The organism is Mesobacillus subterraneus (assembly GCF_000934845.1).
In the GTDB taxonomy this organism is placed as follows: Bacteria; Bacillota; Bacilli; order Bacillales; family Cytobacillaceae; genus Mesobacillus; species Mesobacillus stamsii.
Genome location: NZ_JXIQ01000003.1, coordinates 1 through 11,659, shown reverse-complemented (window position 1 = coordinate 11,659; position 11,659 = coordinate 1). Strand labels below are relative to the sequence as shown.

The 11,659-nt window shown below is 36.4% G+C and carries 12 protein-coding genes; 10 read left to right on the top strand and 2 right to left on the bottom strand.

What is annotated here, in order from left to right; genetic code table 11:
- Positions 1-7: 7 nt before the first annotated feature.
- Positions 8-739, bottom strand: a complete 732-nt coding sequence (locus UB32_RS00540; RefSeq protein ID WP_044390322.1) for a LytR/AlgR family response regulator transcription factor — start codon at positions 737-739, stop codon at positions 8-10.
- 3 nt (positions 740-742) lie between these two features.
- Entirely contained in the window at positions 743-2,476 is a 1,734-nt protein-coding gene (locus UB32_RS00535; RefSeq protein ID WP_044390321.1) for a sensor histidine kinase, read from the bottom strand.
- Between the two features lie 821 nt (positions 2,477-3,297).
- Between UB32_RS00535 and UB32_RS00530 the strand changes: the two genes are divergently transcribed.
- The 10 genes from UB32_RS00530 to UB32_RS00500 all read left to right on the top strand — a co-directional run bounded on the left by UB32_RS00530 (position 3,298) and on the right by UB32_RS00500 (position 11,427).
- On the top strand, positions 3,298-4,320 hold the full coding sequence (locus tag UB32_RS00530; protein ID WP_044390320.1) for a LacI family DNA-binding transcriptional regulator: 1,023 nt from the start codon (positions 3,298-3,300) through the stop codon (positions 4,318-4,320).
- Positions 4,321-4,333: 13 nt separating this feature from the next.
- Positions 4,334-6,124 (top strand): glycoside hydrolase family 13 protein, encoded by a 1,791-nt coding sequence (locus UB32_RS00525; RefSeq protein WP_052806895.1) that lies wholly within the window; start codon positions 4,334-4,336, stop codon positions 6,122-6,124.
- Positions 6,125-6,134: 10 nt separating this feature from the next.
- Positions 6,135-7,406, top strand: a complete 1,272-nt coding sequence (locus tag UB32_RS00520) for an extracellular solute-binding protein (RefSeq protein WP_044390319.1) — start codon at positions 6,135-6,137, stop codon at positions 7,404-7,406.
- 87 nt (positions 7,407-7,493) lie between these two features.
- Positions 7,494-8,396, top strand: coding sequence for a carbohydrate ABC transporter permease (locus UB32_RS00515; protein WP_044390318.1), 903 nt, complete (start codon positions 7,494-7,496; stop codon positions 8,394-8,396).
- Between the two features lie 2 nt (positions 8,397-8,398).
- Complete coding sequence (locus tag UB32_RS00510) at positions 8,399-9,265, top strand: carbohydrate ABC transporter permease (RefSeq protein WP_044390316.1); 867 nt, start codon at positions 8,399-8,401, stop codon at positions 9,263-9,265.
- An 11-nt stretch (positions 9,266-9,276) separates the two neighbouring features.
- Positions 9,277-9,624, top strand: coding sequence for an alpha-amylase family glycosyl hydrolase (locus UB32_RS20625; RefSeq protein ID WP_157841601.1), 348 nt, complete (start codon positions 9,277-9,279; stop codon positions 9,622-9,624).
- A complete protein-coding gene (locus UB32_RS20620) occupies positions 9,599-10,021 on the top strand; it encodes an alpha-amylase family glycosyl hydrolase (RefSeq protein WP_084221666.1) in 423 nt (140 codons plus the stop codon). Before UB32_RS20625 ends, UB32_RS20620 begins: the two co-directional genes overlap by 26 nt.
- Before the next feature lie 69 nt (positions 10,022-10,090).
- The gene (locus tag UB32_RS18880) at positions 10,091-10,336 is read left to right on the top strand and encodes a hypothetical protein (RefSeq protein WP_052806892.1); all 246 of its coding nucleotides are present in this window, start codon (positions 10,091-10,093) and stop codon (positions 10,334-10,336) included.
- Positions 10,333-10,641 carry a hypothetical protein gene (locus UB32_RS18875; protein ID WP_052806891.1) on the top strand — a complete coding sequence of 103 codons (309 nt, stop codon included), beginning with the start codon at positions 10,333-10,335 and terminating at the stop codon, positions 10,639-10,641. The genes UB32_RS18880 and UB32_RS18875 overlap by 4 nt, the downstream gene beginning before the upstream one ends.
- Positions 10,642-11,094: 453 nt before the next feature.
- Complete coding sequence (locus UB32_RS00500) at positions 11,095-11,427, top strand: hypothetical protein (protein ID WP_128721454.1); 333 nt, start codon at positions 11,095-11,097, stop codon at positions 11,425-11,427.
- Positions 11,428-11,659: the final 232 nt, after the last annotated feature.

The following is an 11,659-nucleotide window of genomic DNA, read 5'->3' as shown; positions in this document are numbered from 1 at the left end:
TAGAAGTTTATAATTCCAGCTGGGTCCTAAGTGCTTTAATATAGTTCCGACTGACAGACAAAAGTTCATCCTGGCCTTCGAGTTCCAGTTGATACGCTCCATTGAACCAAGGAGTAAGGCGGATAACATAATCGAGGTTCACGATATAACTTTTATGAATGCGGAAAAAAGAGTATGCCGTCAGTCTGGTTTCAAGCTCCTTTAAAGGAATTTTTGTTTCGTAAACACGTGTATTAGTGACGATTTTTGAATGTTTTTCTTCTTTCGATATATACAGAATATCCTTAGGGTCAAGGTAAAAAATCTCTCCATCTCCTTCAACAGCAAGCTTGCCAGTTTGTTTTCCTGACTCTTGTTCCGCTGGCATCAAGAAATGCTTCTCCATTCTGAGGACCGTCTCCATCAGTTGGTTCTCATCATAGGGCTTGAGCAAGTAATCAACTGCCTCATATCTAAAAGCTTCTGCAGCAAATTGCGGATAGGCGGTTGCGAACACGATCAGGGGTGCTTTTTTCAATTCCATCAGCGCTTTTGCTGCTTCCATTCCATTCATTTTCGGCATTTCGACATCAAGGAAGACGACATCAGGATGGAGCTGAAGAGCCTTCATGACTGCAGCTTCACCTGATTCAGCTTCCCCGACAACCTGAATCGAAGGGAAAGACTGCAATAAATGCTTCAATTCATCCCTGCTGTATAATTCATCATCAACGATTAGAGTATGTATCATCTTTTCCATTTATCATTCCTCCGCTTGGGGAATCGCAAAAGAAATCCTCGTGCCTTCCCCTTGTTTACTTTCAATCCTCAGTGAGGCGTCTTCCCCGAAGTTCATCGTCAGTCTTCTATTCACATTAAATAGCGCGATTCCGCTGCCAGTTTCTGAATCTATTATTTGCTTGCCAAGCAGATTAATCCGTTCCTTGCTCATTCCCTGTCCATTATCACTTACTGTTACAATCGTACTTCTATTGCCTTTGTGAATGGCTATATGAATTTGGCAGTCATGATCCATATTCTTTATCCCGTGTTTAACGGCGTTTTCAACAATAGGCTGCAGCGTCAGCGGCGGGAGATTTACAGGTAAGGCGACATCCTCGATATCATAGGTAACCTTTAGTTTTTCAACAAACCGGGCTTCTTCAATGGATAAATAAGCTTTCACATGTGCTAATTCCTGCTCAAGTGTTGTCATCGATACCGTCGTCGCAGTCAAATTTTGCCGCAGAAAATGTGAAAGAGAGACAAGCAGCGTTCTTGCCTTTGCAGGATCAATTCTTATCAGTGAGGTGATGACATTCATTGTGTTGAAAAGGAAATGAGGGCTGATTTGTGCCTGAAGTGCTTTTACCTCCGCTTCCTTGGCGAGCTGATAGGCTTTTTCCGCTTCAGCGATTTCAAGCTGGTTGCTAAGGAGGTTGCTGAGCCCTGATATCAGCTCGATGACGACATTCGTTATTTCTTTTTCCGAATTAAAATAAAACTTCAGTGTGCCAATCGTTTCTTCGCGCAGTTTCAATGGAGCGACAACCGCAGCTCCCAGGGGGCAGTTTTGTTCCTTGCAATGAATTGTTTCATCATTGGCAATGACCAGTTTTCCGCTTTTCAGTACATCTCGCGTAATCTGTGTCTGGATGGGACTTGTGGAGCAATGATGGTCATCACCAAGGCCGACATGTGCCAGGATTTCTGACTGGTTTGTAATTGCAACCGCACTAGTCTGAACTTCATTATGCAGAATCTCGCAGACTGACCGCGCTGATTCCGGATTGATGCCCTTGCGCAAGTAAGCAAGCGTCTGGTCGGCAATCCGCAGTGTTTTTTGCGCAAGCATCGCCCCAGTCTTTTCCTCTTCGGAAACAACATTCTTTATAACCATTAAAAATAAAGCAGACCCAAGTCCATTTGAGATAATCATTGGAACACCGATAATTTCGACGAGTGTCTGCGCTTGGTCATAAGGCTTGGAAATCAAAAGGATAATCATCATTTGTACTGTCTCGGCAATCGCCCCAACCAGAAAGGCTGTCCTCAAATTGAGATTGTTTTTTTTCTTTTGAAAACGCCCGGCGATGATTCCGGCAACGATTGCCGCGAGTCCGCAAGCAAGAGCGGTGAAGCCTCCAAGCGTCAAACGATGCAAACCAGCGATCAGACCAGCGCCAATTCCGACCTTGTAGCCGCCAAGCATACCGGCAATTACGATCCCGATAACACGGGAATTGGCGATTGCCTCATCCGATGCCAGGTCTGCAGCCCACGGATTGAACTGCAGATTATCCGTTGAAAAGCTCATGCCGGAATATGTGCCAATAATCCCGAAAAAACCAAAGAATACAATTGCAAAATACTGCTGTCGCCTGTTCAGGGAATCATGGTAAATCAGTCCTCGAAAAAAGCGGAATCTCGTTAAAATGAAAGCAATCGTCACAATGATGCCAAGCCGTTCCAGCATCGTAATGAGTAATTCGAACATAACCGTACTCCTCAGGAAGTATTTGCATTCATTTTAAATGAATGGATGAGAAAAACAAAGATAAATTGTCCGGAGTTTTCTATTAAAAATAAGCCTGCCGTGCATTTGGTAGGCTATGTTCTGGTTTAGGAAATTATAAAAGCATTTTTGCATGGATAACTATAGGAGAAACAGAGGGACGGTTTTCTTCCTGCGTCCCATTGGGGGTCGAAATATTTGCTGATGGGCGGGTTGTCTGAGTTTTGCTGGTGTATTTTGTCCCGGGCTTCAGGCAGCATGGGTATTTTAAATCTAAGATTTTTCTGATCTGGTTTTTATTATTTTTATTGGCACTCTACTCTAAATTCTTTGTGCTGTCGCTTTTGTTTTTGAATTGAGACTTCTTTTAATCCAAGTTGGGTAGGATAGATTTCTCTTGCGTAGATGGATAGGGATTGGTTTACAATATATCACTCCTCAGTGGAGCTAAAAAGCATCACATTAATGTGATGCTTTTTACTGCAGATGCATCATTTGGAAATCAAGATTACAAAGTTTTGAAAACTAAAATAAACATAAAGACATTAAGAAAAGGTTTATTTATCGTTCCTCACTTTTGATCTTCTCCAAATTGAATAAAAGATATTCTAAAGGATGAATAATTATTAAAGTTTTCAAGATTATATTGACTTTAATTCTTTTCAGCAGTAAAATTTAATTAAATTGAAACCGGTTGCATAGAATATATTGTTATGAATACTATATATAGACGGGATAGTAATATTAATTTATGAAACCGTATTCAATCAATTATCTATGCTTTGTATTTATTAGGAGGTCCCATGGCTAGTATTAAAGATGTTGCGAAAGCAGCTGGAGTATCTGTATCTACTGTTTCAAGAACGATAAATGATAACCCCTTTATATCTTCTGCAACTAGAGAAAAAGTTCTCAAGGCGATTAAAGAATTAAACTACTCGCCCAATAGGATGGCACAGTCTTTGTCTAATAATAATTCTTATACGATTACTCTCATTGTTGATATTGAAAATGAAAAATCCTTTTATAATTCTTTTTTCTATGAGGTAATGCATGGGATAGAGAAAGTCGTTTATCAAAAAGAGTATTGTTTAATCGTCTCTAATCTAAACACCGTCCTAAAAAATGAAAATGTTCTTGATTGGTTGATTAAGGGCAGAAGAACTGAAGGTGTCATTTTGCCATCATCCATTATTGATTCAAAGACTATAAAAAAGTTAAAGGAAAATAACATTCCTTTTGTATCGATCGGAGAGCCCGAGAATCTAAGGGAAACTATTAACTGGGTTGACATTAATAATCGAAAAGCAGGAGAACAAGCAGCAAATTATTTTATAGATAATCATCGCAGAAAGATAGCTTTTATTGGTTATGATGATTCAAAAGTATTTAATAGAAGAAGGTTTGAAGGATATAAATTAGCATTAGAAAACAATGAATTAAATTATGAAACTAACTTGGTTATAAAGGGGGGGAATTCAAAGAATGATGGCTTCAGAATGATGAAGGATTTATTGAATGAAAAGGATTTACCAGATTCAGTGATTTGTGCTGATAACTTAATGAGTATAGGAGCAATTAGAGCAATACAAGAATCAGGTCTATCCATACCTGAAGATATTAGTCTTATCAGTTTTGATAATTCTCAAATTGCAGAAATTATGTATCCTACAATTTCTACAATCAACGTTGATGTTTATGAACTGGGGCTACAATCAGCAAAATTACTTTTTGAACTAATCGAAAATCCAGGGAAAAGGGAGCAAGAATTATTAATTTCTACAAACATTGAAGAAAGAGAAACAACTGAGCAAGAACATCAATAAACAGAGGTGAAACATGGAGAATGTAAATGTAACTCATTATGATACCAAAGATTATATATACCCATTAAATCGAAATACCTTGCAGGTAAAAATAAAATGCGAAGAGGATACTGTGAGTTCAATTTACATTGTTTATTGGAATCGGTTTAAAGAGGACAAAAGAGAATCCAAACTTGAACATTTTAGTTTAAATGGTACCTGTCGTTTTTACAGTACAAATTTAACCTTTGATGAATCTGCGAAATATATACGTTATTACTTTATTATAAAAAATAATAATAGTATTTTATATTACTCTCCATATGGTATATCTACAAATCTACCTAAAAAGTACTTTGAATACCTAAGTACAAATGTGAATGATATTTTTACTGTTCCAAGTTGGGCAAAGGGGGCAATTGGGTATCAAATTTTTCCAGATAGGTTTTTTAATGGAAATGTTGAAAATGATCCTGCACTTGTTGAAAAATGGGGCGAATCGCCAAATAGAGAGAATTTTTTTGGTGGGGATTTAAGGGGAATTATCGAAAAATTTAGCCATATCAAAGATTTGGGCGTTGAGATTATTTATTTAACTCCAATATTTCATTCTCCATCAAACCACAAATATGATACGATAGATTATTTTAAAGTTGATCCATCATTTGGCGATATTGAGGATTTGAAGGAATTAGTTAGGGTGTGTACCAGATATGATATGAAATTAATTTTGGATGGAGTTTTTAATCATATCGGGTATTGTTCACCTCAGTTTCAAGACGTAATACATAATGGAAAACAATCACCTTACTGGGATTGGTTTTATATTGAAGGTGACGTAGTTAATACCGATATACTGAATTACGAATGTGTAGGTTATTATAAATGGATGCCTAAATTGAACTATTCAAACCAAGAGGTACGAGAGCATTTTCTAAGAGTAGGAGAGTATTGGATAAAGGAAGTTGGAATTGATGGCTGGCGACTTGATGTAGCTGATGAGGTGGATTTTACTTTTTGGCAGGAATTTAGAAAAAAAATGAAGAGTATAGAGCGTGAAATTCTTTTGATTGGTGAAACATGGAAAAATGGCTCGGATCTTATCAAGGGAGATCAAATGGATACAATAATGAATTACAGATTTAGAGATGCAATCATTGAATATTTTGCTGACAGAATAATTCAGACAAAATCGTTTATGGATCGGATAGAAAATTTCCTTTTTGATTATCCAGTTATGACTCATAACGTTTTATATAATTTATTAGATAGTCATGATACAGCACGATATCTTACAACATGTAATGGGGATTTAGACAGGTTTAAATTATCGTTAATTTTCCAGATGACATTTCCAGGTATGCCTTTTGTCTATTATGGAGATGAAATTGGTATGAGAGGCGAAACAGACCCCGATTGTAGAAGAACAATGGCATGGGATTCAATAAATGGTGACGTTCTAGAATTCTATAAAAAAATAATAAATATTAGAAAAAACAGCGATGCATTAAAATATGGCTCATTTAAACATATCAATACAAATACGGAAGTTTATAGCTTCATTAGACAATACGAAAATGAATCAGTAGTAGTTTTTATCAACAATAGTGAAAATGACTATACACTGTTCTCTGAGTTATCAAAAGCTAAAGAGAATATACATGTTGAGAGAATAAATGAGGGTAATAACCTTGAATCTTCAAGGAGCTTTATAGTACATTTGCCAGCTAACAATTTTGAGATTATCAGCATTGTACGAAAGGAGGCGGAGTTAAAAATCAATCGTATTGGAAGAGAAATACTAAATTTAAATCTATTAAATTAGGAGGGGGAAAATGAGCAAATATAAGATAGTTGGATTCATCAGTATAATACTAATATTGGTAACATCAGTGCTTACAGGTTGTAGTAGTAATAGCAGTAAAGAGGTGTCATCAAATGAACTGGTGACCATTGAATTTTGGCATAACTATGATGCAGGATCTGGTCAGGTTGATATACTAGATAAGTTAATTAATGAATTTGAAACAGAAAACAAAGATATAAAAGTTAAGCATGTCTATTTGGAGTGGGAAGCACTTAAAAACAATGTTGTAACTGGTGCAGCAACTGGCTCGCTTCCTGATGTATTACGTGGAGATATCGCTTTTGTTCCCCAGTTTCAAAGTTTAAATGTACTGGAAGAAATGGGTGCATTGAGTGATTATATTGATGTTGCTTCAGAGGTTTTAGAAGCACCAAACAGCACAGCTAAAATGGGAGACAAATACTATGCAATAGCTGCAAACACAAACACAAAAATTCTATTTTACAATAAGTCGATCTTAAAAAAAACAACTGCTCAAGTTCCCAAAACACTTGATGAGGTATGGGATACTGCCCAAAAAGTAAGCGATTCCAAAACAATAGGAATGGTAGAGCCTTGGACAGGAATCTGGAATGTTGGACCATATATTTGGAGCGAGGGTGGAGATGTATTAGCTCCGGACTACAGTACTGCAGACGGGTATATTAATAGCCCGGTTGCTGTTAAAGTAATACAAAAACTTGCTGATTTATACAAAGAAAAAGCACTTGCTGGACCTTCCATGGACCCTGGGGCTGTAGGTGATTCTGATGGATGGGCATCAGGATTATACGCTTTACAATTGGATGGACCTTGGAGAGAAAAATCAAATATTGAAGCTGGTGTTGATTATGGTGCAATTCCTTTACCTGCAGGAAGTAAAGGATCAATCAGTGTACTTGGCGGTGAGGATTTTATGATGTTTAAGACCTCAGATGATGCCCATAAAAAAGCAGCATGGAAGTTCATTAAATTTATGACAGGAAAACACGCACAGGTTGAGATGGCAAAAGTAGGTCAAATGCCTGTGAATAAAGAAGCACTTACTGATTCTGAAGCGATAAAAGCAATTCCATTACTTCCGGTTTTTTCGGAAGCTTTGCAGACAGCTAAGGCAAGGCCAGTAACTCCGAAGTGGAGTGAAATGGAAAATATTATAGCAACAAAAGTGGCGGAAGCAATTACAGGTAAAAAAGAAGTTCAGAAAGCACTTGATGAAGCTGCAGCTGAAATCGATAAACTTATAAAAGAAAGCAATTAAAAAGAGGGATATAGAATCTGAAAGTGCAATTAAAATGATAAAACTAATCAAATTAATTGCACTTTCGAATTTGAGTGGTGAATACTGATGATAAGTATTGCAGGGAAAAAGACCATAAGAAAAATAAACTGGCGAGTGTATATACTGCTAATTCCAGGTTTATTATTTGTATCGATATTTACATTTTACCCCATAGCAAAGATGCTGATCATGAGTTTTTTTAACTGGAAAATAGGATATCAACAAGTTTCAGATTTTGTTGGTTTAGATAATTATAAAAATGTTTTAACTGATCCAATAGCAAGAAAAGCTATGGTTAACACACTTGTTTATGCTGTAGTTACAGTACCTTTGCAAATAGTTTTTGGGTTGCTGATTGCTGTCTTGATTAATGGTACTAAAAGATTTAGTGTTACATTTAGACTTGGCTATTATCTTCCTGTAATTACATCCTGGGTGGTTGTTGCATTATTATTCAAATATATTTTTAGTAATCAGGGCTTACTCAATTTTTTTCTTTCAGATATCTTACACATAGTTGACGGGCCTGTCGGGTGGCTGAGTACAAGATGGTCAGCTCTTTTTATAGCGATGCTATTAGGAATATGGAAGGGAATAGGGTGGAACATGATTATTTTTTTGGCAGCCTTACAAGCTGTACCTAAAGAATATTATGAAGCATCTTCTATCGACGGATTAAATCGAAGGCAACAATTTTTTTATATAACCCTTCCTAGTATTAGAGGCACTATATTATTTGCGTTAGTAATGTTGTGTATAGGTGCTTTCAATACATATACACCAATTGCCGTTTTAACAGGTGGTAATCCAGCTCACGAAACAGAAGTAGTACTCACTTGGATGTATTTTCAAACATTTAACGCTACTGGAAAAATGGGTTACTCAGCTGCTCTATCAATGATTATTGCAGCAACAATCATTTTAATTACGATAGCCATTTTTATCTCTTTAGCCAGAGAGGAGAATTAAAAATGAAAAGTTGGGAAAGAAAACAAAAGTATAAAATTAACTTTTCAGAAACAAGTCGATACTCTCTTTTATTCTTAGGGCTGTTTATCACAGTAATACCAATGTTATATATGATCATTTCTTCATTGAAAGATAATAAATCGACTTTTTCTTATCCTCCTAAATTATTTCCGGGTTTAGATGAAATAACGTTTCAAAATTTCACTTATATCCTTAATAATGAAAACTTTAATAACTACTTAATGAATACGCTATTTGTAGCATTTGTGACTGTGCTTATAGCTGCGGTAATTTCTTCGTTGTTAGCATATACTTTTGCAAGATTTATCTTTCCAGGAAAAAGAATTTTATACGGGATGATCATTTCTGTAATGTTAATACCAGGTCTTGCCATGATCATACCTCAATTTGAAATGGCCGTTAAATTTAACCTAGTCAATAACCTTTGGGGGGTAATATTATTCTATTCTGCTTGGGTAACCCCATTCACAACGTTTTTACTGCGAGGTTATATAGAGGATAATATTCCACGGGAACTTGATGAAGCAATCTATATGGATGGTGGAAGCATATTTACAGTCTATAGATATGTCATGGTGCCAATGGCATCTCCGGCAATAGCTGCAGTCAGCATTTTGAATTTTTTGTTCCCATTTGAAGAGCTAGGATGGTCACAAACCATTTTAAAATCAGATGAAATAAGAACTTTACCAGTAGCAATAACTATGTTTTTTCAAGCACATAATCGAACAGATTGGGGGTATGTTTTTGCCATGGCCTCTTTGTCAATGGTGCCAGTTATAATATTCTACTTGGTATTACAAAAATATTTTATCTCTGGTTTGTCTTCTGGTTCTATTAAGGGTTAAAATTGAATTCGGTGCCTAATCATACGGCAGATTATTTAGATGGGACATCTACTGTCTACTCTCCCAGCTCTTATTCGCCAGCTGCACCGTTTAATAATCCTAATCGGTATCATCATAATGGAGATATTCTGGATTATTATGATTATAATCAATTATTGAATAATGATATGGGTGGACTTGATGATATAGATCAATCCAATCCGGATGCGAAAGCTGCAATTCTAGATGTATATGTTAAATGGGTTAATGATATTGGTTTTGATGGTGTTAGAATAGATGCAGCAAGTTCATTACCCAAAAATTTCATTAGTGAATTTGAAAATACAGTAGGCGGTGCCAACCTTTGGAGAAGTATTTAACGGTAATGTTGATTTTGTGAGTGATTTTCAAAACTATGAGTGGGGAGTTCTTGATTTTCCACTATTCTTTGCTGCAAGAGATGTTTTCTCGCATGACACAAGTTTTGTCAATATTAAAAATATTTTAGATCAAGATTTTAAATATCAGAATGCTAATAATTTGGTAACTTTTATTGATAATCATGACAGAGATAGATTTTTAACATTAGCTGATGATAATTATAAAAAATTAAGACTAGCGATGACTTTTTTATTTACAGTTAGGGGAATACCTGATGTATATTATGGGACTGAACAATCACTATTCGGTGGTGGTATCCCTACTGAATATACAGGTATAGCAAATAAAGAAAATAGAGAAGTTATGTCTGTTTTTGATGAATCTAATATAAATTAAAAACATATTCAAAGGCTAAGTGAAATTAGAAAAGATTATCCTGCATTAAGGTCAGGTACACAAAGAGAGATGTGGTCAGATGATTATATCTATTCTTATTCAAGAAGAATCGATTCGACCGGGGGAGAGGTTATAGCGGTATTGAATAATGGATTTGATATCTCTTCACGGAAAATCTTCCTAATAGCCGAAAGTAGTATTCAGGTAGGAACTGTATTAACAAATTTACTTGATACAAGTCAAACTGTGACGGTTATTTCAGGAGGACTTACTGGAAAGCAAATTGATGTTAATGTGGAAGGAAAACAAGTATGATTTTAGTACCAGGACAGGTTAATAATTATACTCCACTTGCCCCAACTATTACAAAAGTCAGGGTACACTATGATGTAGGTTATGGAAATAACATGTACATTAGAGGAAACAGCTATCCTTTTTGGTGGGACAAAGGAAGAAAAATGAGAAATATTTCATCGGATGTTTGGGAATATGAAATGGAAAGAATTCCAAGCGGTGTAACTGTAGAGTTTAAACCCCTAATAAATGATACTACTTGGTCAACAGGTAATAATTTTACTGTTACTGGGGGTCAAACATTAGATATCTATCCGAATTTTTAGAAATACCTAGAGAGTGTAATGCTTTGCAAAACAATAAGGTCATAATAAAAAGGTATAAGACCATGCTAATGAGTCTTCGCGTTAAAAGGTAATCGATAATGGAAACGCTAATATTTTTCTAACGCAATCCAATGAAAAACGGTAAATCACAGTTAAAGATGTAACAGTAATCAATATCCTAAACCTTGATTTACCGCTTTTTTCACCGCTGATTAACGATATTACACACTCAAATCCTACGGGCGGTTGATGTAGGAGTTTTTGTTTTGCTTCCCTATTTTGCCAAGTACTTCATCAGATAAAGGTATAGCGACATCAGGAGCATTTACGTCACCGATACCGATTAATTTTGACTAAATCTTCCTGAACTATATTTTATCAAAGGTGACTCAATCCGCGGTATATAAGCCTTTTTTCATTCCCTAACACTGATCAACGCAAAAAACTGAGGGCTTGCCCAGTCAGCACAACGAACATCAGATGATCTTGGCATACGATTTTTCCCTAGCATTCGGAGGACGGCTAAACCAGGATAACCGCTTGGTTGCCATGGCCTCGTTCATCCCATGGGCGGAAGTGGAAGAAGCTTATATCCGGTCACTAGGAGATACCAATCAAGGGAATGATGCCTTCCCGGTCCGCCTTGTACTTGGTTCGCTGATCATCAAAGAACGACTTGGGCTGAGCGACGTAGAGACAATCCATTACGGAAAATCCCTATCTGCAATTCTTTCATCGGACTGCATGCCTTCCATGACAAAGCCCCTTTCCATTCCTCCTTGCTGACGTATTTCCAGAAGCGATGATCCATGACCTCAATGAATCCAACATCTCTGGCCGGATGAAACCAAAGGATTAAAGAGAATAGGACGATAAAGAGATGTCTCATGAAGAAGGGCTGTCTTCATTCAGCAGCCCTTAATTAAAATTGATACTGTACTGGTGACAACTGTATGTTGATAATTTATAATTAAGCTTAGAACCTTAAAAACCTGGATTCCCGTAATTTATAACGATG

Bases quoted from the DNA above. Each gene is read 5' to 3' on its own strand.
- UB32_RS00510 (WP_044390316.1), top strand. From the start codon at position 8,399: ATGAAAAGTTGGGAAAGAAAACAAAAGTATAAAATTAACTTTTCAGAA.
- UB32_RS18875 (WP_052806891.1), top strand. From the start codon at position 10,333: ATGATTTTAGTACCAGGACAGGTTAATAATTATACTCCACTTGCCCCA.
- UB32_RS00540 (WP_044390322.1), bottom strand. From the start codon at position 739: ATGGAAAAGATGATACATACTCTAATCGTTGATGATGAATTATACAGC.
- UB32_RS00535 (WP_044390321.1), bottom strand. From the start codon at position 2,476: ATGTTCGAATTACTCATTACGATGCTGGAACGGCTTGGCATCATTGTG.
- UB32_RS18880 (WP_052806892.1), top strand. From the start codon at position 10,091: ATGTGGTCAGATGATTATATCTATTCTTATTCAAGAAGAATCGATTCG.
- UB32_RS00530 (WP_044390320.1), top strand. From the start codon at position 3,298: ATGGCTAGTATTAAAGATGTTGCGAAAGCAGCTGGAGTATCTGTATCT.
- UB32_RS00515 (WP_044390318.1), top strand. From the start codon at position 7,494: ATGATAAGTATTGCAGGGAAAAAGACCATAAGAAAAATAAACTGGCGA.
- UB32_RS00520 (WP_044390319.1), top strand. From the start codon at position 6,135: ATGAGCAAATATAAGATAGTTGGATTCATCAGTATAATACTAATATTG.
- UB32_RS00525 (WP_052806895.1), top strand. From the start codon at position 4,334: ATGGAGAATGTAAATGTAACTCATTATGATACCAAAGATTATATATAC.